The organism is Catenulispora sp. GP43, from assembly GCF_041260665.1.
Lineage (GTDB): Bacteria > Actinomycetota > Actinomycetes > Streptomycetales > Catenulisporaceae > Catenulispora.
Window position 1 is genome coordinate 104,648 of the sequence record NZ_JBGCCT010000023.1, and the last position, 22,051, is coordinate 126,698.

Sequence of the window (22,051 nt, forward strand, 5' to 3'; positions counted from 1 at the left end):
GCAGTATGGCCCGAAGGGCTAACGCGGTGTAGGGGCGTTCTCCAACCCGAGCCGCTCCCGCTCCGCGTCGATGACATGCTTGCGCACCGCCGCGTCCGACAAGTCCTTGGCCTCCGGCATCGTCTCGGCCGTCTCGCTGCGCCGGGCGTAGGCGTCGAAGAGTCCTGACTTCGCGTCCAGGATCTCCAGCATCCGCTGGTCGACGCTGTCGGCGACCAGCAGCCGGTGCACCTGGACCCGGCGGATCTGGCCCATGCGGTGCGCGCGGGCGATCGCCTGGGTCTCCAGGGTGGGCTTGACCTGCGGTTCGCAGAGGATGACCACGGATGCCGCCTGCATGTTCAGGCCCACGCCGCCGGCCTGGATCTGGCTGACGAGCACGCCGGGCTTCTTCGCGGCTGTGAAGGTGTCGACCAGTTCCTGGCGCTGCTGCGGGGGCATGGAGCCGGTGAGGGGGCCGATGGCGCGTTCGCCGAGGGTGCGGCAGACCGTTTCCAGGACGTCGCGGAAGTAGGAGAAGACGACGACCTTGCGGCCGTTGGCCTCGGCCTCGTCGACGATCTCGACCAGGCGGCGGAGTTTCGCCGAGGTGGCCGGGTCGCCGGAGGCGTAGGCCGCGCGGCGCATCGCCATGAAGTTGCGGGCGGCGACCGCGTCGCGATAGGTGGCCTCCTCTTCGCCGCCGAACTCCTCCCACTCCTCGATCTGCACCATCTCGGGCAGTTCGGAGAGCACGTCCTCCTGGTTGCGGCGCAGGTAGGCCGGCGCCACGGCCTTGCGGAACGCCTCCGAGCCGGCGACCGCGTCGATCTCGCCGACCGAGTCGACCAGGTCCGGCTGGAGGTAGTCGACCAGGTTGCGGAACTCCTCGACGCGGTTCTCCATCGGGGTGCCGGTCAGGAACATGACGCGCTCCACCCGGTCGGTCCAGGCGCGCACGGCCTTGGAGCGCAGGGTCCCGGGGTTCTTCACGTAGTGCGCCTCGTCGACGACGAGCATCGCGATGTCCGTGCGGGGCGGGAGGTCCAGGTTCGGGAGCGCTTCGAAGGTGGTGATGCCGACGCCGCCGCCGGAGAGCCAGGCCCGCCGGGCCGCCTCCCCCTCCGGGCCGTGGAGCCGGTACGGCCGCAGGGCGCTGTGCGCGCGCACTTCGCGAAGCCAGTTGATCAGGACGCTGGCCGGCACGACGACCAGGAAGTGCTTGGCCCCCTCGGCCCGCAGATGCGCCAGCGTGGCTATCGCCTCGACGGTCTTGCCGCAGCCCATCTCGTCGCCGATGACGACCCGCTTCTGGGCCAGCGCGAACCGGACCCCGAACGCCTGGTAGGCCCGTAAGGAGACGCGCAGATGGGTCTGGTCCAGGTCCTGCACCGCGATGCGGTCGGCCAGGCTGGTCGGCAGGAATCCGCGCGCCGCCTCGCCGTTCGCCCGCGCGCCGGCGATGCGGCTCAGGGTGCTGAAGTAGTCGGCGGAGCGCTTCTCGAAGTCGGTGCGGACGGTGCTGCGCCGGGGCGGCTTCACCCCGCGCAGCTTCTCGTTCGCCGCCTTGATCCGGTCCAGGTCCCGGGCCGTCTCCGGGTCGGTGAGCAAGCCCTCAAGCCGGTCGACGGCGTCCTGCGCCTCTTCGCGGCGGGTGCGGCCGATGAGCGCGCGCCGCATCCGGCTGCTCAAGGGCTTGGCGGCGCCGGCCAGAGTCGTCAGCGCTCCGCCGATCCGCTTGGCCGGCTCGCGGACCTTCAGCAGCACCCGGTCCGCGGTCTGGACCCGGTAGAGGGCGGCGAGCAGCGCGGCGGCGTCGTCGACCCGCAGGTCCATGTCGGCGGTGACGTGGGTGCCGGCGGTGGCCGCGTCGGCGATGTGGCGCGCCGCCTCCACGGTGCGCTCGGCGCCCTTGGCCCCGATCCCGGGCACCTGCCGCAGCTGCTCCGGCGTCGCCTCCAGCAGGTCGGCGATGGACTTGTAGCCGGCCTCCTCCAGCTTCGTGACCGGCAGCCGCGCGCCGGTCACGTCCCTGAGACGCTCGATCGAGATGGCCCGGAGCCGGCCCACGACGGCCACCGCGTGAGAGGCTTGATAGGCGTCGCGCACGGCCTGATGGCGGCGCTCATCGCCGGCGTGCATCTCGCCGATCGCCGCCTCGGCGTCGGCGGCCGCGTGGAGTACGGCTTTCACACCGGACGAGTTGGTGAACGTCTGCCGTCTGGGCATGGGAACCGCCCCCTCTCGGCTGTCGCGACAGCGGCGCCAGCGTAGCGGCAAGGGGTGTCAGAAGTCCGGCCGGGCCGGACCGCAGTTACCGACAGGTGGAGTCATGCACGAGCTCAAAGCCCTGCTCACCGAATACGACCGCGCCCGCGCCCACACCGACGAGCTCTGGCGGGACCTCACCGCCGACGAGGTCACCTGGCGCCCGCACGAGGACTCCAGCGCCATCGGCTGGCATCTGGGCCATCAGGCGCACGTCGCGCACTTCATGATCCGCAATCTCACCGCGGCCGAGCCCAGCCCCGACCCGGAGCTGGACGGGATCATGGACTCGGCGAACCCGGAGAAGTTCCGCGGGGCGCTGCCGACCGTCGAGCGGCTGTCCGCGTTCCGGGGCACGGTCGCCGAACGGGTCCACGCCCGGATCGGCGCCATCGCCGCCGGCGAGGTCGGCGCGCCCGGCCAGATGGCCGTGGTCGGCGGCCATCTGCTGGTCGCGCTGATCAACCACGAGTACCAGCACGACCAGTGGATCGGCGAGGTCCGCGCCGAGAACCTGGGGCACGCGCTCCCGCCGGATCCGGTCTCCGATCGGCTCAGCCGCATCGACGGATATCTCGTCCTCAACCCCTTCGGCTGAGCGGATCGGAGCAGGAGCAGAGCGGGAGCGGGAGCGGTCCGCGTGGATCAGGAATCGAAGACCATAGAGGTCACCGTCGACCCGTCCTTCTTGTTCCAGATCGGGTAGAGCGTGGTCGCGGTCCCCTGATGGGTCGCGCCGGAGCTGTCCTGGACCGTGAACGTGACGTCCTCGCCGTACTCGCTGACCTGGCGGCTCAGGATCTTGACGGTGTCCGGCTTCACGGTCGAGTCCAGCGACAGACCGCGGCCGTAGGCCTCCATCAGGTCCCGGCCCGCGGATATCGCGTTGGGGTTGATCACGGCCGTGCCGTCCTTGTCGCGGGTCGCCCAGCCCGGCTGGTCCGAGGCGGTGGGCCGGTAGCGCATCGCGTGCGTCCAGTCGAGCGAGTCCTGCAGGTCGGTGCTGTCGTGGGCCAGGCCGATCGCCTGGTGGAAGAAGATCTTCAAGGTCTGCTCGGCCGACTGCGTGGCCAGCGGCGTGACCGCGTAGCCGGAGCCGCCCTGGGCCGCGGCGTAGGACGGCGAGGTCGGGGCCGGGGCCGCGGAGGACCAGGAGCCGTGGAGCGCGACGCCCATGACGGCCGCCAGGGCCAGCGAGTTGAGGACCAGCTGCGGCTTCCAGCGGTCCCGGCTCGGCAGGTCCAGGCCCAGGAGGCGGCCCGGCTTGGTGAGCGCCGCGGCGGCGCGGCGGTCGGAGAACCAGCCGCGGAGCCGGGTCGGCGCCGGCTCGAGGACCTCCGGGTCCCCGGCCGGGTGCCGCAGATGGTCGCCGAGCGCGAGCTGGACCAGCTGTCCGGCGGCGACCGCGGCGGCCGGGAACATGACCATCTCGTAGCGCATGAGGCTGGAGAAGCCGACGCTCGCGGTGAGCACGTACGTGGAGGCGACGGCGCCGACGAAGACGGCGGTGGCGTCGGAGCCGAACCGGGCCAGGACCGAGATACCGGCCGCGATCAGCAGCGCGTACAGCATCCGGTCGTTGTGCCACATGAAGGTCGTCGCCTGCTCGGTGACGACCTTCATGTAGTGGACGAACTGCCGGAGGATGCCCCAGTAGCCGGTCTGGCCGTGCCCGATGACACCGGCGGTGTTCGCGTTCGCCAGCGTCATCGCCAGGGCCTGGATCACGAACGTGGTCGCGGCCGTCACGACCAGCGACCCCAGCCAGCGGTTGCGCCAGTTGCGTTCCCGCACCAGGAGCCACAGCCATCCGGCCCCGGCCATCGCCGGGGCGAGCACGCCGACCTGCCGGGTCATGGCGATGAACACCGACGCCGCACCGAGCCACACCAGATTCGCCTTGCCGATCCGGCGCTCGATCGGCAGGTTCAAGACGATGACCCCGGCCAGCCCCATCGCGAGCGTGTCGGTTCCCGCCCAGGTGAACACGTTGACAGGGGTCGTGAGGCTGAAGCCGCCGGCGACGATGACCGCGATCGCCGGACCGTAGAGCCGCTGGAGCACCCGGGCGATCGCCCAGATGAACAGCACCGTGCCGAGCACCGGGACCGCCAGCGAGCCGCCGGACAGACCCCACAGCCAGATGAAGGGCAGCGACAGCACCGGGTACAGCACGCGGACGCGCACCATCTGCCAGGTCGGGTCGTTGTCCGCGAAGTACCACGGCGACAGGTGGTTGGCCGGCGCGACCCGCAGTTCGGCGTGGACCGCCTGGCCCCAGGAGTAGCCCATGTCGCGCGCCATCATCGTCAGGTAATAGCGGCTGTCCGGCGGATGGTTCCAATACTGGCGGCTGGTTATCTGCATTCCCAATCCGGCCAGGATCACCGGGAAAATCAGCAACAGGACACCGAGGCGTACGCCGAATACGTCCCGCTTCAGCAGGGACGAGACCCCGTCCGGAACCCTGCGGCGCGCCCCGTGGCCGGGATTAAGCGCCGTGTCCTTCTCCTGCGCGTCGGGTATTGCCGTGCCCGCGCTCATGTCAAGCCCACACCCCTGCCCCGTCAATCCTCGGTGAGGCGCGGCGGCGATTCGCCGTCCTCTCTGTGGTTTGACAGTGCGGAAATGCTCTTAGGTTGTGTGAGGCTGTGGGGAAAACCCGCCAGCGAACGACGCAACCGATTCCATGTCCAGCAGCACCATGGCGTCGTAGTCCGGGGTGCCGGGTTCGGCGCTGTAGACGACGATGCGGCCGCCGCCGGTGTGGTTGATCTCCATCACCTCGTGGCTGAGCGTCATCGTGCCGACGGCCGGGTGCAGGAAGGTCTTCTGGCCGTTGCCGACGCGGCGGACGTCGTAGCGCTCCCACATGCGGCTGAACTCCGGGCTCTTGACCGCGAGCTCGCCGACGATGGCGGCCAGTTCCGGGTCGTCCGGGTCGGTGCCGGCCACCGCGCGCAGGTGCGCGACGCAGGCGCGGGCCTTGGTCTCCCAGTCCGGCCACAGTGAGCGGGCCTGCGGGTGCAGGAAGGTATAGCGGATGGTGTTGCGCTTCTTCTCGGGCCAGTCCGCCATGCCGGGAGTCAGGTGCAAGCCGCTCGGGTTCGCCGCGAGGATGTCGTTGGTACGGCTCAGGACGTAGGCCGGGCAGGGGCGCACGGTCTCGAGTAGCCGCCGCAGCGTCGGGCGCACATTGCGCGACACCGCGGGACGCTGCGGGGACGGCGCGCCGCCGCGTGCCGCCTGCGCGGCCAGTTCCCGCAGGTAAGCGACTTCCTCGGCGTCCAGGCGCAGCGCGCGCCCGAGCGCCTCGACGACGGCGGGGCTCGGCCGGGTCTCCTTGCCGCGCTCCAGCCGGATGTAGTAGTCGATGCTGACGCCGGCCAGCGCCGCGAGTTCCTCGCGGCGCAGTCCCGGCGTGCGGCGTGGGCCGGCACCCAGGGGCAGGCCGAGGTCGGTCGGGGCGACGCCGGCCCTTCTGGCCCGCAGGAATCTGCCGAGTTCGGGCTGCTGCTCGGTCATGATCCCGAGTCTGCCAAAGCGGTCCCGGCGGGCGGAAGGCGCGAGGGGGGCCCTGTCGCACCCCCCGCTGCCACACCCCCGAACACCACGGTCTGCCTGCGGTGGGCGGGCTCTGCGACGGTGGATACAGCGGCCGTCAGACCGGCGGGCCGCGAAGGAGGGGACCACAGTGTCTATCGCCACCAACGCACCGATCGGCGGGCAGCAGGAGGCCGCTCGCGAAGCCCGGCACCCCGAGAACATCGGTACCGTCGCCGCGGCACCCGGGCCCGCACCGAGCCACACCACCGGCTCGCCGAAGCTCACACTCTTCGCCGCGCTGCTGGGCTTCGTCATGATCGCCCTGGACGCCTCGGCGGTGAACGTGGCGCTCCCGGCGGTCGGCCGCGGCCTCGGCGGTTCCACGGCCGGACTGCAGTGGATCGTCGATGCCTACACCCTGATGTTCGCCGCGCTGCTGCTGTCGGCCGGCGCCTTCTCCGACCGGCTCGGCGCCAGCCGCCTGTACGCGGGCGGAGCCGCCGCCTTCACGCTGGCCTCGGTCGCCTGCGGGCTGGCACCCTCGCTCGGCTTCCTGATCGGGGCGCGGCTGGTGCAGGGCAGCGCGGCCGCGCTGATGCTGCCGTCGTCGCTGGCGTTGGTGCGCCAGGCGTTCCCGGACTCGCGGGCCCGGGCCGCGGCGATCGCGCAGTGGACGATGGCCGGCGCCGCGTCCACGGCGGTCGGCCCGGTGTTGGGCGGCGCGCTCACCAGCTCGGTGAGCTGGCGCTCGATCTTCTTCCTGAACCTGCCGGTGGGCCTGATCGTCCTGGCCGCGCTGCGCCGTACCGAGCGCTCGGCGCGGCGTCCGGCGCCGCTGGATCTGCCGGGCCAGCTCACTGCGATCGTCGGCCTTTCCGCCCTGACCTACGGCGTCATATCCGGCGGCGCCTCCGGCTTCGGCCGGCCGCAGGCCTGGGGAAGCGTGCTGCTGGCGCTGGTGTCGTTCGGCGTGTTCGGCGCGGTCGAGCACCGGACGAAGGAGCCGATGCTGCCGTTGGGGCTGCTGCGCGACCGGGTCGTCGCGGTCTGCCTGGCGGTCGGCTTCGTCATCAACGCGGCGTACTACGGCCTGATCTTCGTCTTCGGCCTGTTCGCGCAGGACGTTCTGGGCCGCTCCGCGGTCGGCGCGGGGCTGGTGTTCATGCCGACCGCCGTGCTGTGCACGATCACGAACCTGCTCTCGGCCCGCGCCGCCGCCCGCTGGGGCGCCCGCACGCCGGTGCTCGTCGGGCAGCTCGCGTGCGCCGCCGGATTGCTGGTCCTGCTGCTGGTGAACGGGCACACGAGCGCCCCGGGGCTGGCGCTGTTGCTGCTGCCGCTGGCCGGCGGGCTCGGCTTCGCGGTGCCCTCGCTGACCGCGATGATGCTCGGCGGCATCGCGCCGGAGCGGGCCGGGCTGGCCGGAGGCGTGCTGAACTCCTTCCGGCAGACCGGCGGGGCGCTGGCGGTGGCCGGCTTCGGCGCGCTGGTCGCGCAGCACGGCGGGTTCGTGACCGGGCTGCATGTCAGCCTGCTGATCTCGGTGGCGCTGCTGGCCGCCACCACGGTGGCGACGCTGGCGCTGCCGAAGGCCGGGCGCTCCTGACCCCGAAGGTCAGGTGATGCGACGATCGGTGATCGTCGCATCACTGTCGGGTGAAGTAGTCCAACGTCGTGTCGGCCTTGGTCGGGCACGGGCCCGCCTGCCTGATGCCGTGCTGGTCCAGCAGCGCCTTCGCCCGCACCGCCGTCTGGAGCAGATCCGCGGCGGTGCAGCGGGTCGACACCTCCAGCAGCTGCGAGCCGTCGGGGTACGTCCACTCCTGCAGTTCCAGCCCGCAGCCCGGTTCGCCGTCGCGGGGCCGGGTGCGGTGCACCTCGACGGGACCGAGCGCGTCGAGGTCGTCGACGGCCGGCAGACCGTGCCGGCGGCTGTCGAGCAGGGCGATCTGCTCGTCGGAGAACAGCGTGCGCAGGGGGGTGCGGCCGCGGACCGCGCGGTCGACGGCGGTGCGGCTCAGGCGCTGCTTGAGCGCGCCGGAGCAGATGAAGCTGTCAGGCGTGACGTCCACCTCGACGGTGAAGTCGTCGCAGCGGCGCATGGCAGCCGGCACCCGGTCGGGGTTTATGGGCCGCAGCTTGACCACGGAATCGTTGGGCCGCTCCCCGCCGCGCACCCGGACCAGCACGCCATGCCGCCGCAGGGTCAGGTCCGGGGTGTCCAGGTAGTACACGTTCCGGACCCGCTCGGCGCCCAGGCCGAGCAGCTCGCGCACGGCCTCGAACGAGGCGTCGGCGACGGTGAACTTCAGTTCCACCTGCCCGACTTCCCGGACCAGCGTGAACATCCGGTCCAGGTCAGCGCCGGGCATCCGCCAGGCCTGCTTGGCAGCGTGGCGCTCCGGTTTCTTCAAGGCCTTCAGTTTTGCCACACCTCCCCGTGGCCCGACCGCCGCCGGCATGCGGCGACGCACAAAGAGTCCATTATGCAGCACACCGCTCCACTATTCGAGGACTGACGCTCTCTTGTGAGCCGGATAACACCGGGCATGATGACGGGATGAGTACATCGATCTTGTGGGAGGAGCCGACGGGACAGGGCTGGGCGCAGGTCGGAGAGCTGGCGGTGGCCTTCGTGCTGTCCTCGGCGATCGGGCTGGAGCGGGAGATCCGGCAGAAGGCCGCGGGCCTGCGCACCTATACGATCGTCGGCCTGGGGGCGGCGCTGTTCGTGCTGGTCAGCAAGTACGGCTTCACGGACGTGCTCCGTCCGGACCTGGTCGTTCTGGACCCCTCGCGAGTGGCCGCGCAGATCGTGTCCGGCCTGGGCTTCATCGGCGCCGGGGTGATCTTCATGCGCCGCGACAGCGTCCGCGGCCTGACCACGGCGGCCGCCCTGTGGCTGACCGCCGGCGTCGGCGCCGCCGCGGGCGCCGGGCTGGGCCTGCTCCGCACAGTGCTCGACGTCTGCACCGGCGCGGGCTTCTTCGTGGCGTCGTTCAGCGGCGGAGGTCATGAAGACCGGCGCGAGAGACACGAAGCCGGCGAGCAGCTGCACACCGTGGAGGTCCCCCTCACGCTGACCGGACGCGGGGACGCGAACGCCCTGACCGAGCACCTGGTCGCGACACCGGGAATCGTCACCGTCGCGTACGACCGCGCCAACGACGACGAGTACTCCTAGCATCACCGTATGGGACACCTGTGGGATCCGACGGCAGACGACGTGCTCCGCCTCCCCTCCGGCCGGCTGCTGCGCGGCCGAGGCCTGAGGAATCCGATGCCCGAGGGCCCGGAGCCGGCTTTCGCCTTGTACCTGCTGGGCAAGGAGCCGCCGGCGGTGCCGTGGGAGAGCCGTTGGATCCGCTGGCCCGACTTCCGGCTCCCGGCGGACAAGCCGGCGGCGCGCGAAGGCTTCGCGGAAGCCTGGCGACGCTGCGAGACCGAACGGGTCGAGGTCGCCTGCGGCGGGGGTCGCGGACGGACCGGGACGGCGCTGGCCTGTATCGCAGTGCTCGATGGTGTTCCGCCGGAATCGGCGGTCGCCTACGTACGGGAGCACTACTCTCCACAGGCTGTGGAAACCCCGTGGCAGCGGCGGTTCGTGGCCGCGTTCGGCTGATCATGGTGCGGGTGGCCGACCCGGCGACGGTAGGAGCGATTACGTTCCCGCTGCTGTCGGTCATGTCGATGGCCTGGCCGCCGGCTTCGCTTGGCCGTTACCGGTCTGGCACGGAACGGCCGGACCGGGCCGCCACACAGCACTGACCCCGGCGCGATCACGCGCCGGGGTCGGTGTCAGAACTCAGCTATAAGCGATCAGGCGTGGATCGCCGGAGCCGCGTCCGGGTCCGCCGGGTCGGGCTTGCCCGCCTTCAGGATCAGGCCGCAGATGATGGCGCCGACCCCGAAGATCGCGGCGGCCCACCAGAACGCGACCACGTAGCTGTGGATCGCGGCGTTGGCCTGCACCACCGGGTTGGCGGGGTTCTTGCCGACCAGGTACTTGGTCAGCGCGGTGGCGGCCAGCGAGTTCAGCAGCGCGGTGCCGATCGAGCCGCCGATCTGCTGGGCGGTGTTCACGGTCGCCGAGGCGACGCCGGCGTCGTGGGCCTCCACGCCGGAGGTGGCCGCGTTCATCGCCGGGGCGAAGATGGCGCCCATGCCGACGCCGATGGCCAGCAGCGGGCCGAGGATGTTCGCGGCATAGCTGGACGTGAGGCTGATGCCGGTGAGCCAGACCATGCCCCCGCCGGCCATCAGCATGCCGACGAAGACCAGGATCTTCGCGCCGATCCGCGGGTAGAGCTGGGTGGTGCTGATCGTCGCGGTCACCATCAGGGCGGCGACCATCGGCAGGAAGGCCACGCCGGTCCGGACCGGCGAGTAGCGCAGGATCTCCTGCAGGTAGTAGTTCAGGAACAGGAACACGCCGAACATGCCGATGCCGGTGAGGAACATCGCCAGGTAGGAGCCGCCGCGGTTGCGCTCCAGGATGACGCGCAGCGGGAGCAGCGGGTGCGCGGTGCGGGTCTGCCACCAGGTGAACGCCGCCAGCAGCACCACGCCCGCGAGCAGGAAGCCCCAGGTGCCCGGCGCGCTCCAGGGGTGGGACTCGGCGTTGGCGAAGCCGTAGACGATGCCGAACAGGCCGGCCGAGACCAGGACCGTGCCCGGGATGTCGAGCGAGGGCCGATCCGCGCTGCGCGGGTGTCGCGGGATGAGGATGAAGGCGCCGGCGACGGCGATCACGCTGATGCCCACGTTGACGAACAGCGTCCAGCGCCAGTTCATGTACTCCGTCAGCACACCGCCGAGCAGCATGCCGATCGCCGCGCCGGAACCGGCGATGCCGCCGAACACGGCGAACGCGGTGGCGCGCTCCTTGGCCTCGGTGAAGGTCGTGGACAGCAGCGACAGCGCGGCCGGGGCGAGCATGGCGCCGGCCACCCCCTGCAGCGCGCGGGCCAGGACCAGGATCTCGAAGTTCGGCGCGGCGCCGCCCAGTGCCGAGGCCGCGGCGAACCCGACCAGGCCGAGCAGGAACATCGCGCGCCGGCCGATGACGTCGGAGACCCGGCCGAACAGCAGCAGGAGGCTGCCGAAGGCCAGGGAGTAGGCGGTGACGATCCACTGCCGGTCGCCGTTCGAGAAGCCCAGCGCCTTCTGCGCGTCCGGCAGCGCGATGTTCACGATCGTCACGTCGAGCACGATCATCAACTGGGCCAGTCCGATGATCCCCAGGATGAACCAGCGCCTGGCGTGATGGGGGTCGGGGTGTGCGGCGGGTGGGGCGTCGGCGGTCTGAGCCCCCGCGCCGGTCGTCTGGACGTCTGCCATCGTTCTGCCCCCTGTATCTGGAGGATGCTCTTCCACTTACCGGGACGACTGTACCAGCCAAGTGGAGCACTTGCCTCCACATGGAGAGAGGTGTTCCATTTAACTGGGTCTAAGATTCACCCAGGCTGTCGCCGAAGACCGCCGAAAACAGGAGCGAGTCGTGATGAACGCCAGGACCGAGGCGGACAAACCGCAGGTGGCGGCACCGGCCGCACACCGCCCGCTACGCCGGGACGCCGAGCGCAACCGGCAGCTGATCCTGGACACGGCCAAGATCGTCTTCGGCCGCCGCGGCCTGGACGCCTCCCTGGACGAGGTGGCCCACGAGGCCGGCCTCGGCGTGGGCACCGTCTACCGCCGCTTCCCGAACCGCGACGCCCTGATCGATGCCCTGTTCGACGACATGCTCGCCTCGATCGAGCGCATCGTCGCCGAGTCGGTGGCCCTGCCCCGCGCCTGGGACGGCCTGATCCACTTCATGACCGCGATGCTGGAGTCCCAGGGCCGCGACAAGGGGCTCCGCGACCTGATGCTCTCCCGCCAGAAGTACCTCGACCTGTGCGAGAAGGACAAGGAAGAGGTAGTCCGCGACATCGTCCAGCCGGCGCTCTACGACCTCATCGCCCGCGCCCAGACCGACGGCGACCTCCGCGCGGACGTGGTCCCCACCGACGTGGGCGTCCTGCTGATCTCCGCCGTCGGCGTCGTCGACTTCACGGCGCCCGCCGACCCCGAGGTCTGGCGCCGCCACCTAGCCGTCCTCGTCGACGGCCTGCGCGCCCGCTCGGGCGGCGCCACCACCGTCCTGGCCCCGGCACCCCTGGACGACGACCAGCTCGAGGTGTGCATGACCGGATGGAAGTACGGCACGCGGGAAGTGCCGCGCAAGCGCTCTTAAGCGCCGGCGCGGCAGTCCCGCTGGAAAAGCACTACCCGGAGCAAGTCCCCGTCCCGGGTCCGCCGAGCTTGAACGAGGTCGCCGTCACGGCACCCGCGTCGTAGTGGTTCGGGCTGGTGGCGCTGACGCTCAGGTCCGGCGCGTCGCTGGTACCCGCCAAGCGGTAGTCCCGTATCCAGGAAGCAGCGGGCGCCGAACCGAAGCGTCCATCGCCCATCTGAGTGCAGCTCGGGGTGTCGGCGGTGTTCTCCGCGACCTCGCCGAACACCGACACCAGCTGTGCCGTCTTGTACGTGCCGCTCCAGAGGCTGCCGGGGAAGTACCCGACCGGCTCGTCGCGGAAGAAGACCCACCAGTTCCCGCCGATGTTCTGGATGGCGAAGTGCGCCGCCTCGTTGGCGTGCAGGGCCATACCCGGCTTGATGTCGTGCGAGACCTGCACGAAGCCGCAGCCGTTGTAGCAGCTCTCCTGCCCGTCGACCCAGTGGTAGACGAACAGATGCGGCCGCGCGTCGCCGTTGAGTTCGGGGTCGACGGTCCAGCCGATCTCGACGGTCGAGGTGCGCGCCGTGTTCTGCAGGGCGATCTCCTGCAGGCTGTGCTCACCGGTCTGAGCGGGGTTGACGACCGGCGCCTCGACCTTCATCAGGACGCTGACGCCAGTGGTGTCGGTCCACTGGTGGCCGCTGACGTAGTCATAACACGCGCCGTACCAGCAGATGGGACCGGTCGGGGTCGTGGCGGCGGCCGGAGCCGCCGAGGGCACCACCGGCGCCGACACTGCCGCCATCGCCGGAGCGACAGCTCCCGCCGAACCGAACAGACTCACCGAGAACAACCCCGCGACCAAGCCGCCGCGCACCCTAGCAAGCACCAGGACCTCCCAGATTGAATGAAGTCCCCGTGACCGCCCCGTAGTTGTACGAACTCGGATCAATTGCCGTCACCGTGAACGCCGGCTGATCGGCCGATCCGTACAGCTGGTAACCAGAAACCGACGACGCCCCGCTCTGGCTCCCGAAAACCCCGTCCCCCATCTGCGTGCAGCTCGGCGCACTATCCGCCGCCACCTCGCCGAACGCCGAGACGATCTGCGCGCTGGTGAACGCGCCGCCCCACTCCGTGCCGGGGAAGTACCCGAAGGGGACGCCGTCGTAGTACGTCCACCAGTTCCCCTGGTAGTACCGAAGCGCGAAGGTTCCGGTCGTACCGGGCGTCACGGCCATACCGGCCCGCACCGTCGAGGACACCTGGACGAACCCGCAGCCGTTGTAGCAAGTCGGCTGCCCGTTGACCCAGTGGAAGACGAACAGGTGCGGCTGATAGTCGCCGTTGAGCCCGGGATCCACCGTCCACCCGATCTCGATGGTGTCGGCGACGGTGGTGCCGCCGGACGTCTGCAGCGAGAGCTCCTGCAGCGAATGCCCGTCCGCGGCGACGTTCCGCGGGGCGGCCTGCGCCATGGTGACCGAAGCGCCGGTCGTGTTCGTGAACTGCCGGCCGGTGACGTAGCTGAAGCAGGACCCGTACCAGCACTGCGCCGCCTGCGCACTGCCGGCCGGAACCACGACGACGGCTCCGACAGCCGCTGCGGACACGGCCGCCGCCGCTATTCGAGTTCTGAGATTTCCGCGCAACCCTCTTACAGGCATGGGAGTACCTCGAATGGAAGTAGGAGTACCTCGAAAAGGAGCTTTCAGCGCGCGTCGCGCGCCATGCCGAACAACTGGTCGATCACATCGGTGCCACTCGCGTTGAGCGCGTCGTGCTCGTGCTCGTCCGTGACCCGGACGGTCAGGCCTCGAATGGCCTCGGCACTCGTCAGCGACTGCTTGAGATCGACGTACAGGTCGTCCGCGTAGACCATCGCGAACGCCGGCACCTCGTTCGCGGCCAGCACGGAAGCGTCGTACAGAGGCCGCCAATCGTCATACGCGGCAAGCGATTCGCCCACCGCACGCAGCGGCCGCAGAGCCGGGTCGGTCCGGAAGTGCCAGGGGTGAATCGTCTCCCCGGTGAACAGCAGCGGGGCCGCCGTCTCCGACAGGATCCGCTCGGCGTCGAACCGTGGGAACTCTTTGCGAACGCGGCTGGCTGACCATGCCGTAGGTCCCGTGCGCTGCGCGTAGATCGCTTCGTGCAGCAGGGCGTAGAGCGGCCGCTCAGCAAAGGACAGCGCTGCCTGCACCTGCCACTGGAACCGGTCTGACAGTTCCCGCTGGTGGTCCGTCTGGCAGAACGCGTCTTCCAGCAGATAGTGCAATCGATCCGCACCGTCGGTCGTACCGAGCACGATCCCCAGCGACTGGAACGCCTCGACCGTCAGCAGCGTCCCGTCGGGCAGCACCGTCTCGTGCTCCCGCAGGAACCCCGCGATCTCCCGCGCCGTTTCCACATCCTCGGGATACCGGTGGTAGAACAGCGCGTTCTTGTCCTCCATCCGCGGATAGGCGGCGCGGTAGACGTCGTCGGCGTCGCCGTCCAACGTCGGCACGCCGCCGGTGATGAAGACCTCCGCGAGCCCTTCGGGCGCGTCCGACAGATACCGGACCGCGCAGAACCCGCCGAAGCTCTGCCCCAGCACGCTCCACGGGGCACCGCCGGTCAACCGCCGCCGGATGAGCTCCGCGTCACGGACGATCGAGTCCGCGCGGAAAGCGGTGAGGTACTCGGCCTGCCGCCGGGCATCGCCCCGGCGCGGCAGGGTCTGCCGCGTCGCCGGGGTCGAGCGGCCGGTGCCGCGCTGATCGAGCAGCAGCACCCGGTAGTCCTGGACGGCACGGCCGAGCCAGCCGGCGGCCAGGGCCGCCGGAAGCGGACGGGGCGAGCGGTGCCCGGGCCCGCCCTGCAGGTAGACCAGCCACGGCCGCGACTCGTCGGCCGTGACCTCGCGGGCGTAGACCTCGATCTGTTCGCCGCCCGGCCGGTCGTGGTGCAGCGGAACCGTGAACACGTGGTCGGTCATCCGGATCCCCGATGGCACAGCGCCTCACCCCCAAGTTAAATGAAGCAGTAACTCCATTTAGAGTGATGGTTAAGCTAGGGCACGGAGCCGGATCAGGCAAGACCCCCGCATCCGCTTCGTGGTAGGAGTGCTCTGGAGAGAGGAGAAACGGCACGATGCCCCTGTCCGGCGACGACCAGCAGCAGACCCAGGGCCAGATCGGGGCGCGCCTGCAACAGCTGCGCACCCGCCGCGGCCTGACCCAGCGCGCCCTGGCCGAACCCGGATACACCGCCGCCTACGTCTCCACCCTCGAAGCCGGCAAGGCCCGCGCCTCCGAGGCGGCGCTCCGCTACTTCGCCGAACGCCTCGCGATCAGCTACGAGGAACTGGCCACCGGCGTCCCGGCCGGCCTGCGCGCGGAGATCCGCGAGGGCCTGGCCGAGGCGAACGCGGCCATGGACGACGGCCGCGCGACCGAAGCCGAGGCCCTGCTGTCCGCCCTGCTCGAGCGCGCCGCCGGCAACGACGTGCCCGACCTGGTCGCCGACGTGCGCGTCACGCGCGGTTCGTTCCTGCTGCGCCGGGGCGACCTGGACGCCGGCCGCGACCAGTTCGAGCAGGCCGAGGCGCTGCTGGCCGACCGGCCGCTGCCGGCGCGGGTGCGGGCCGTCCGCGGCCGGGCGACCGCGTACTACCTGGCCGGCGACGTCCGCTACTCCTGCTACCTGCTCGAGAACACCATCAGCGAGCTGAACGGCGGAGGCCTGCCGGACCCGGCGTCGCTGGTGCTGTTGTACGCCGCGGTCATCGGACCGTATCTGGAACTCGGCGCGCTGGAACGGGCGACGAAGGCCGCGACCCTCGCGCTGGACCTGGCGCCCCGCGTCGCCGACCCGGTCGCCGTGGCCACGCTGCACCGCTCCGTCGCCCGCACCCTGGCCGCCGGCGGCCGGTTCGACGAGGCCGAGGCCGCGCTCGTCAAGGCGCAGGACGTCTACCAGCAGTGGGAGATCCGGACCGAACTCGCGCAGTGCCATTGGATGCGCGGCTACCTCTACGCGCAGCACGAACGCCTCGCCGACGCCGAGACCGAGCTGCGCACCGCCGCACGGATGCTGCGCGCCGCCGACGCCGTGTTCTACGCGGTGCAGGTCGAGGTCGAACTGGCCGACGTCCGCTGGCGCCTGGGCCACACCGGCGAGGCCGAGGAGCTGCTCACCCGGCTGCTGGCGGACCTGGGCCCCGGCCACGGCGCGGTCCACGCCGCCGCCGCGCACCGCCTCCTGGGCCTGATCCGCGAGCGCGCCGACGACGCCGAAGCGGCCGAACGCCACTACCGCCGGGCCGTCGAACTCCAGCAGGACTCTGATGTCACCGGCGACCTGGCCGACACCTCACGGCTGCTCGGCGACCTGCTCGACCGCCAAGGCCGCACCCGCGAGGCGGTGGCGGCGTACCGGAACGGGCTCACCGGGCTGGCCCGCCCCGGCACCACGACCCTCGGCACCGCGCCGCTTCCGCCGCCGGTCATCCCGGCGGACCCGGTGCACCGGGGCGTTCACGGCTGACGCCACGAGGCGGACGGCGGAGACCCCGGCGCGGGTCGCGAGAAAACGGATGCTGACACCCTCGCCACCGCTCTGCGATCACGTCGGCCAGCCTGGTGGCGGTGACACCAGGTCAAGCGCACTCTCCCCAGGTCCGGCCGCACCGGGCCAACCTTGGGGCATCCCGCGGAACGCCGTCCGGCACCCCGCGAAGCAGCAGGGGGAATCCCATCGTGAGCATCAGCTTGGACCAGGCCGAAGCCGTCATCGCCGCCGCGCGCGCCGGGGCCGCCGAACGCGGCGTGGCCGTCGCGCTCGGGGTGGTGGACGATGGCGGCAACCTGGTCGCGTTCGCCCGTGCCGACGGCGCGAACCTCATCACCATCGACACCGCCATCGGCAAGGCGTTCACCGCGATCAGCATCGGTGCCGACAGCATCAACCTGACGGCGGCCATCCAGCCCGGCGGACCGCTGTTCGGGACCGGGCTGGTCCTGAACGGATCGCGGTCGCTGGTCCCGTATGGCGGCGGCGTCCTGATCCGCGTCGACGACCGGGTGATCGGGGCCGTCGGCGTCTCCGGCGCTCCCGATTCCGCGACCGACCACGCGATCGCCGCCGCTGCCGCGCAGGTCAAAGCACCATAGCCAGGTGTCAGCACCGCTGTCAGGACGACGTCAGGCCCGCGTCAGGACACCCGCCGATAGTCGGTGATGTGAGAGCGGGCCGGACGGGCCCGCCGAACACGACACAGACAGCGACACACAGACACAGGAGAGCATGATGCAGAAGTTCCAGACTCCGAGCCCGGTGACCGTCGTCCTGGACATCCCGGCGGGACAGATCCGGCTGCTGGCCGGCGAGCGCACCGACACCACGGTCGAGGTGCTGCCGTCCGAGGCGTCGAAGCGGCGCGACGCCAAGGCCGCGGCGCAGACCACCGTGGAGTTCAGCGGCGGCGTGCTGCGGATCGCGACGGCCGACCCGAACAAGATCCTGGGCAGCTCCGGTTCGGTGGACGTGACCATCGCGCTGCCGGCCGGCTCGCGGATCGAGGGCCGGGCCGGCGCCGCCGAGCTCTACAGCACCGGCCGGCTCGGCGAGGTGGCCTTCGACGGCGGCTACCGCGCGGTCGAGCTGGACGAGGTCGGCGGCGCCCGCATCAAGATGCACATGGGTGACGTCTCCATCGCCAAGCTGACCGGCCCGGCGCAGCTGCGCAACGGCAAGGGTGACATCACCGTCGCCGAGGCCGTGTCCGGCGCGCTCGACCTGCGCACCGACATGGGCGACCTGAAGGTCGCCGCCGCCCGCGGCGTCTCCGGGACCCTGGACGCCCGCAGCGGCTACGGCCGGATCACCAACGGGCTGAAGAACTCCGAAGGCGCCGGCGCCGGCCTGAACATCAAGGCCACCACCTCGCACGGCGACATCATCGCCACCAGCCTCTGAGGTGCGCCTCGGCGGCGGACCCCGATCCGCTCCCGGCGCTTGCGAATCAGGGTCCGGACGAACAGCAGCTGCGCGCAGGCCACGACGGCGAGCACCAACGCGCCGTCGGCGGCCTGCGCCGCCGAGCCCGCCGAGCCCGCCGAGCCCGCCGACAGATTGGCGGCGAGCTCCTTGGCGCTGCGGAACAACGTCATCACGACGATCGGCAGCTGTGAGCGGGGCGATCCTCAGAAGCCGCGATCGCCGCGATTGCGAAAGCCCCGGGCCGTGGCGGCGGCACGGGCGTCGCGCCGCTCCTCGCGGATTCGGCGCTGGACTGCCTCGGCGCGTCTGACGGCCTCACCGGACTCGGCGGTGTGCCGCCTCCGGAACATGTTCCTGAGCAGTGCCGCTGCTTTCATGGAAGCCTCCCGTTCCGTCGCAACGGAAACGTTCGGCTACCCGGCGCGGTTCCCCGGCTACTCGGCCGCGATGCTCGGAGCGGCGAGCAGGAGCGGCAAGCGGCAGCAAGCGCAGCCCTTCGCCCTTGACCTTGACTTTCGCCTAGCCACCCACCACATGCACCCCAACCGTAAAGCTTCAGAAAAGGGTTGAGAAAAGCTAGAACAAACGTGTTCCCGCGCCGCCCCCGCAGGTGGAATCTGAGTCCCCCGGCGTGAGGAGCATTCAGGTGGTCCAAGGTTGGTCAGCGGGGTTCGAAGCGCCGTACGACGCCGACTGGGTCGTACCCCGGCGGGGCTGGCGGCACAGCCTGCCCCTCCTGCCGCGCCGGCCGTTGTCGGCGGTGTTGTTGGCCGTGCTCGGCGCGGGGATCGCCGGGCTGCTGGCCTTGTGGTGGCGGCAGACGCCGGCCGACCGGATGCAGTCGCTGCCGGACTACCTCGTCATGCTGGCGCAGATCACCGGGCTGGTCGGGGCGTACCTGCTGCTCGTCGAGATCGCGCTCATGGCGCGCTCACCCTGGCTGGAGCACCGGCTCGGGTCGTGGCTCGCCTCCGCGCACCGCAGTCTCGGCGGGTATCTGGTGCTGCTGCTGTGCGCGCACGTCGGGTTCGTGATCGCCGCGTACTCGGTCAGCGTGCACGCCTCGCCGCCGGCGGTGCTCGTCAGCATCCTGCGGACGTATCCGGGGGTGCTCGCGGCGACGATCGGGTTCCTGGTGATGCTCCTCGCGGGGTTCACCTCGGCGCGGGGCATCCGGCGGCGGTTGGGTTATGAGGGGTGGCACGCGATCCACCTGCTGATGTATCCGGCGGCGGCCGCCGCGTTCTGGCACCAGATCAGCCTGGGCGCGCAGTTCACGCGGAACCCCTGGGCGGCGGACGTATGGGTGGGCCTGCACGCGGTCGTCGCGGCGGCGATCGTCTGCAACCGCGTCGTCATCCCGTTCCTGAACAACCGGCACCACCGCTTCCGGGTGACGCGCGTCGAGGAGGTCGGGCCCGACGCGATGAGCGTCTACATCACCGGACGGAGGGTCGCGGACCTGGGCGCCGAGGCCGGCCAGTACTTCCGGTGGCGGTTCATGAGCCGGGGCCTGTGGTACCAGGCGCATCCGTTCTCGCTCTCCGCGGCGCCGCACGCGGACACCCTGCGCCTGACCTTCAAGTGCGTGGGCGGCTACACGCGGCGGCTCAAGCGCCGCCTGCGCCCCGGGGTCGGGGTGTTCGTGGACGGCCCGTACGGCGCGTTCACCGGAGTCCTGCGCCGCCAGCACGGCGTGGTGATGATCGGCGGCGGCATCGGCGTCACCCCGCTGCGGGCCATCGCGGAGACCATGCACGGCCGGCGGCACGACATCGTCTTCATCCAGCGGGCCTCGACGGTCGGGGACCTGATCCTCACCCGCGAGCTCGAAGCCCTGAACGCCGCCGGCCGCATCATCTACATCCCGGCCATCGGCAGCCGCAGGAACGATCCGCTCTCCGCCGACCGGCTCCTGGACCTGGTCCCCGATCTGGAGGATCGCGAGGTGTTCATCTGCGGCTCGGTCGGGATGGCCGGCGCGGCGGTGCGGAACCTGCGCCGGGCGGGGGTCCGGCGGGGGCGGATCCACACCGAGATCTTCGACTTCTGATAATCACCGGCACCTTCTGAGGGCATCGGAGTACCCCCAGTGCGAATCCCCCATCTCAAGACCCTGCTCTCGGTCGTCGGCACCGTCGGCACGATGGGCGGCCTGCTCGCTGCCAAGACCTCGGCCCACGGCCTGACCCCGGAGACCCTCCCCGCCACGAAGACCGTCCACGGCTCCGGCCCCACCGCGGTGGCGACCGTCACCGGGCCGCCGATCCCGATCACGCACGGCATCGTGCAGGTCCGCATCGTCGTGGCGGCAGACGGCCGGATCACCGAGGTCGGCGCGATCAGCCTGCCGCATGACAACGACGACTCGTGGGGCCGCTCGATAGTGGCGGCCTCCGTGTTGGACCGCGAAGTCCTCGCCACGCAGTCCGCGCACGTCGACGGCGTCAGCGGGGCGACGTACACCTCCAAGGCCTACAAGACCTCGCTACAGGCGGCGATCGATGCGAGCAAGACCTGAAGCCGTCCAGCTCACGCCTCCGCTTCGCTTACGCAGAACGACCGAGGTACGGCGCAGAACCCGTACTTAGTCTGATCCGATCTGCTCCATCGGCCACGGGGGAAGCCACAGAGAGGTTCAGACTTTGGTGCCACGGACATCCCGACCACCCCGCATCCCGGCCCTGCTGGCGGCCTGCGGAATCGCGGCGGCCACCGCCGCCATGGCCACCGCCGCGCACGCGGGCACCGCACCGTTGTCGGCTGCATCGACGACGAGCGTGCCCGCCCCGGCCTCCGGCGTCAGCCGCGTCTACGGCGGCGACCGCTACCTGACCGGCGTCCAGGTCTCGCAGTCGCAGTGGGCCGACGCCGCCGGCGACGCCACCGGGCGGGCCAAGGCGCAGGCCGTCGTCCTCGCCCGCGGCGACACGTTCCCGGACGCCCTGTCCGGCGTCCCGCTGGCCGCCAAGGTGCACGGCCCGCTCCTGCTCACCCAGCCCACCGCGCTCACCGCCGCCACCGCGGCCGAGATCCAGCGGGTCCTGGGCCCCGGCGCCGGGCAGCCGGTGTACATCCTCGGCGGGACCGGGGCGGTCTCGCCGGCGGTCGAGGCCCAACTGGTCCGGGACGGCTACGCCGTGACCCGGTATCAGGGCCCGAACCGCTACCTGACGGCGCTGGACGTGGCGCGCCGCGGCCTGGGCGACCCGTCCCGGATCGTCGTCGCGACCGGTGACGGCTACGCCGACGCGCTCACCGCCGGCCCCTACGCCGCGGGCCCGGACGCGGTCGGCGGCGTACCGGCCGCGATCGTGCTGTCCGACGGCCGCAGCCTGGACCCGGCCACCGCGGCGTACGTCTCCGGCAAGCTCGTGGCCGCCGCACCCGGCGACTGCGCCGCGGTGACGACGGTCGGCGGCCAGGCCGGAGTGGCGGTCCACGCCGTCACGCCTCCCGGCGTCTGCGAGAACTCGCTCTCGGGCACGGACCGCTACGCCACCGCCGTCGCGGTCGCGCAGCAGTTCCCGGCTGGCGCGTCCGTCGGCGTCGCCACCGGCGGCGGCTTCGCGGACGCGCTCACCGGCGGCGCGGCGATGGCCGCCCTCGGGCGTCCGCTCGTGCTCACGGACTCGGCCGTGCTCGGCGACAACCCCCGGCAGTGGCTGGTCGGCGTGCACCAGAGCGGCGTGACCGCGACGGTCGTCTTCGGCGGGCCCGGCGCGGTCGGCAACGGGGTGTTCGGGCAGTTGCAGGACATCGCGAACGGGGGCCAGGGCCTGCCGTCCGACGGTCTGTGCGGCGCACCGGCGAACCCGTACGGCTTCAACTACTGCGGGTCCGGCTCGGAGGTCACGGTCGCGCAGGTCCCGGCGGACATCTGCTCCTACTTCTCCTGCATCGGCTCGGCTCCGTCGAACGAAAGCTTCTGGCGCGGGGTCGGATACCTGGAGGTCTGCAACGACGGCGACATCTCGCTGTCGGGCGGGCGGAGCGGCGCTTGCTCCTCGCACGGCGGCGAGGACCACCCGGTGTGGAAGCGCTGACGTC

20 protein-coding genes are annotated in these 22,051 nt (G+C 71.2%); 11 read left to right on the top strand and 9 right to left on the bottom strand.

Translation table 11 applies throughout. From position 1 onward, the window contains the following. Window positions 1-18: 18 nt before the first annotated feature. Window positions 19-2,208 (bottom strand): DEAD/DEAH box helicase, encoded by a 2,190-nt coding sequence (locus ABH926_RS36555; RefSeq protein ID WP_370370529.1) that lies wholly within the window; start codon window positions 2,206-2,208, stop codon window positions 19-21. A gap of 103 nt (window positions 2,209-2,311) precedes the next feature. Here ABH926_RS36555 and ABH926_RS36560 point away from each other — a divergent pair, with 103 nt between their 5' ends. Further along, the gene (locus ABH926_RS36560) at window positions 2,312-2,845 is read left to right on the top strand and encodes a DinB family protein (RefSeq protein ID WP_370370530.1); all 534 of its coding nucleotides are present in this window, start codon (window positions 2,312-2,314) and stop codon (window positions 2,843-2,845) included. Between the two features lie 47 nt (window positions 2,846-2,892). Here ABH926_RS36560 and ABH926_RS36565 read toward each other — a convergent pair whose 3' ends face one another. Both ABH926_RS36565 and ABH926_RS36570 read right to left on the bottom strand, forming a co-directional pair. After that, window positions 2,893-4,791, bottom strand: a complete 1,899-nt coding sequence (locus ABH926_RS36565; protein ID WP_370370531.1) for a hypothetical protein — start codon at window positions 4,789-4,791, stop codon at window positions 2,893-2,895. A gap of 90 nt (window positions 4,792-4,881) precedes the next feature. Further along, a complete protein-coding gene (locus ABH926_RS36570) occupies window positions 4,882-5,772 on the bottom strand; it encodes a helix-turn-helix transcriptional regulator (RefSeq protein ID WP_370370532.1) in 891 nt (296 codons plus the stop codon). A 241-nt stretch (window positions 5,773-6,013) separates the two neighbouring features. Between ABH926_RS36570 and ABH926_RS36575 the strand changes: the two genes are divergently transcribed. Continuing rightward, the gene (locus tag ABH926_RS36575) at window positions 6,014-7,399 is read left to right on the top strand and encodes an MFS transporter (RefSeq protein WP_370370612.1); all 1,386 of its coding nucleotides are present in this window, start codon (window positions 6,014-6,016) and stop codon (window positions 7,397-7,399) included. Between the two features lie 40 nt (window positions 7,400-7,439). Here ABH926_RS36575 and ABH926_RS36580 read toward each other — a convergent pair whose 3' ends face one another. Next, window positions 7,440-8,207, bottom strand: a complete 768-nt coding sequence (locus ABH926_RS36580; protein WP_370370533.1) for an adenylate cyclase — start codon at window positions 8,205-8,207, stop codon at window positions 7,440-7,442. A gap of 146 nt (window positions 8,208-8,353) precedes the next feature. Here ABH926_RS36580 and ABH926_RS36585 point away from each other — a divergent pair, with 146 nt between their 5' ends. Continuing rightward, window positions 8,354-8,977, top strand: coding sequence for an MgtC/SapB family protein (locus ABH926_RS36585; RefSeq protein ID WP_370370534.1), 624 nt, complete (start codon window positions 8,354-8,356; stop codon window positions 8,975-8,977). 9 nt (window positions 8,978-8,986) lie between these two features. After that, on the top strand, window positions 8,987-9,415 hold the full coding sequence (locus ABH926_RS36590; RefSeq protein ID WP_370370535.1) for a protein phosphatase: 429 nt from the start codon (window positions 8,987-8,989) through the stop codon (window positions 9,413-9,415). 197 nt (window positions 9,416-9,612) lie between these two features. Here ABH926_RS36590 and ABH926_RS36595 read toward each other — a convergent pair whose 3' ends face one another. After that, window positions 9,613-11,133 (bottom strand): MFS transporter, encoded by a 1,521-nt coding sequence (locus tag ABH926_RS36595; protein WP_370370536.1) that lies wholly within the window; start codon window positions 11,131-11,133, stop codon window positions 9,613-9,615. Window positions 11,134-11,296: 163 nt separating this feature from the next. Between ABH926_RS36595 and ABH926_RS36600 the strand changes: the two genes are divergently transcribed. Beyond that, the gene (locus ABH926_RS36600) at window positions 11,297-12,031 is read left to right on the top strand and encodes a TetR family transcriptional regulator (RefSeq protein WP_370370537.1); all 735 of its coding nucleotides are present in this window, start codon (window positions 11,297-11,299) and stop codon (window positions 12,029-12,031) included. A gap of 31 nt (window positions 12,032-12,062) precedes the next feature. Here ABH926_RS36600 and ABH926_RS36605 read toward each other — a convergent pair whose 3' ends face one another. From ABH926_RS36605 to ABH926_RS36615, 3 genes are all read right to left on the bottom strand, one after another. Continuing rightward, complete coding sequence (locus ABH926_RS36605) at window positions 12,063-12,821, bottom strand: neprosin family prolyl endopeptidase (protein WP_370370538.1); 759 nt, start codon at window positions 12,819-12,821, stop codon at window positions 12,063-12,065. Window positions 12,822-12,894: 73 nt separating this feature from the next. Further along, window positions 12,895-13,629: a neprosin family prolyl endopeptidase gene (locus tag ABH926_RS36610; RefSeq protein WP_370370539.1), complete on the bottom strand. Its 735-nt coding sequence runs from the start codon at window positions 13,627-13,629 to the stop codon at window positions 12,895-12,897. Window positions 13,630-13,727: 98 nt separating this feature from the next. Beyond that, the gene (locus tag ABH926_RS36615) at window positions 13,728-14,996 is read right to left on the bottom strand and encodes an alpha/beta fold hydrolase (RefSeq protein WP_370370540.1); all 1,269 of its coding nucleotides are present in this window, start codon (window positions 14,994-14,996) and stop codon (window positions 13,728-13,730) included. Window positions 14,997-15,151: 155 nt separating this feature from the next. Between ABH926_RS36615 and ABH926_RS36620 the strand changes: the two genes are divergently transcribed. From ABH926_RS36620 to ABH926_RS36630, 3 genes are all read left to right on the top strand, one after another. Next, on the top strand, window positions 15,152-16,546 hold the full coding sequence (locus ABH926_RS36620; RefSeq protein ID WP_370370541.1) for a tetratricopeptide repeat protein: 1,395 nt from the start codon (window positions 15,152-15,154) through the stop codon (window positions 16,544-16,546). Window positions 16,547-16,758: 212 nt separating this feature from the next. Further along, window positions 16,759-17,172 carry a heme-binding protein gene (locus tag ABH926_RS36625; protein ID WP_370370542.1) on the top strand — a complete coding sequence of 138 codons (414 nt, stop codon included), beginning with the start codon at window positions 16,759-16,761 and terminating at the stop codon, window positions 17,170-17,172. Between the two features lie 136 nt (window positions 17,173-17,308). Then, window positions 17,309-17,977, top strand: coding sequence for a DUF4097 family beta strand repeat-containing protein (locus tag ABH926_RS36630; protein ID WP_370370613.1), 669 nt, complete (start codon window positions 17,309-17,311; stop codon window positions 17,975-17,977). Window positions 17,978-18,204: 227 nt separating this feature from the next. Here the strand turns inward: ABH926_RS36630 and ABH926_RS36635 are convergent, their stop codons facing one another. After that, window positions 18,205-18,378 carry a hypothetical protein gene (locus ABH926_RS36635; RefSeq protein WP_370370543.1) on the bottom strand — a complete coding sequence of 58 codons (174 nt, stop codon included), beginning with the start codon at window positions 18,376-18,378 and terminating at the stop codon, window positions 18,205-18,207. A 269-nt stretch (window positions 18,379-18,647) separates the two neighbouring features. Here ABH926_RS36635 and ABH926_RS36640 point away from each other — a divergent pair, with 269 nt between their 5' ends. The 3 genes from ABH926_RS36640 (at window position 18,648) to ABH926_RS36650 (ending at window position 22,047) form a co-directional block, all read left to right on the top strand. Continuing rightward, window positions 18,648-20,054, top strand: coding sequence for a ferric reductase-like transmembrane domain-containing protein (locus ABH926_RS36640; RefSeq protein ID WP_370370544.1), 1,407 nt, complete (start codon window positions 18,648-18,650; stop codon window positions 20,052-20,054). Between the two features lie 39 nt (window positions 20,055-20,093). Beyond that, a complete protein-coding gene (locus ABH926_RS36645) occupies window positions 20,094-20,522 on the top strand; it encodes an FMN-binding protein (RefSeq protein ID WP_370370545.1) in 429 nt (142 codons plus the stop codon). A 127-nt stretch (window positions 20,523-20,649) separates the two neighbouring features. Beyond that, window positions 20,650-22,047, top strand: coding sequence for a cell wall-binding repeat-containing protein (locus ABH926_RS36650; protein WP_370370546.1), 1,398 nt, complete (start codon window positions 20,650-20,652; stop codon window positions 22,045-22,047). Window positions 22,048-22,051 lie beyond the last annotated feature (4 nt).

Excerpts from the sequence above, each read along its gene's own strand:
- ABH926_RS36555 (WP_370370529.1), bottom strand. The coding sequence starts at position 2,208 with ATGCCCAGACGGCAGACGTTCACCAACTCGTCCGGTGTGAAAGCCGTA.
- ABH926_RS36560 (WP_370370530.1), top strand. The coding sequence starts at position 2,312 with ATGCACGAGCTCAAAGCCCTGCTCACCGAATACGACCGCGCCCGCGCC.
- ABH926_RS36565 (WP_370370531.1), bottom strand. The coding sequence starts at position 4,791 with ATGAGCGCGGGCACGGCAATACCCGACGCGCAGGAGAAGGACACGGCG.
- ABH926_RS36570 (WP_370370532.1), bottom strand. The coding sequence starts at position 5,772 with ATGACCGAGCAGCAGCCCGAACTCGGCAGATTCCTGCGGGCCAGAAGG.
- ABH926_RS36585 (WP_370370534.1), top strand. The coding sequence starts at position 8,354 with ATGAGTACATCGATCTTGTGGGAGGAGCCGACGGGACAGGGCTGGGCG.
- ABH926_RS36590 (WP_370370535.1), top strand. The coding sequence starts at position 8,987 with ATGGGACACCTGTGGGATCCGACGGCAGACGACGTGCTCCGCCTCCCC.
- ABH926_RS36595 (WP_370370536.1), bottom strand. The coding sequence starts at position 11,133 with ATGGCAGACGTCCAGACGACCGGCGCGGGGGCTCAGACCGCCGACGCC.
- ABH926_RS36600 (WP_370370537.1), top strand. The coding sequence starts at position 11,297 with ATGAACGCCAGGACCGAGGCGGACAAACCGCAGGTGGCGGCACCGGCC.
- ABH926_RS36605 (WP_370370538.1), bottom strand. The coding sequence starts at position 12,821 with ATGGCGGCAGTGTCGGCGCCGGTGGTGCCCTCGGCGGCTCCGGCCGCC.
- ABH926_RS36615 (WP_370370540.1), bottom strand. The coding sequence starts at position 14,996 with ATGACCGACCACGTGTTCACGGTTCCGCTGCACCACGACCGGCCGGGC.
- ABH926_RS36620 (WP_370370541.1), top strand. The coding sequence starts at position 15,152 with ATGCCCCTGTCCGGCGACGACCAGCAGCAGACCCAGGGCCAGATCGGG.
- ABH926_RS36630 (WP_370370613.1), top strand. The coding sequence starts at position 17,309 with ATGCAGAAGTTCCAGACTCCGAGCCCGGTGACCGTCGTCCTGGACATC.
- ABH926_RS36635 (WP_370370543.1), bottom strand. The coding sequence starts at position 18,378 with ATGAAAGCAGCGGCACTGCTCAGGAACATGTTCCGGAGGCGGCACACC.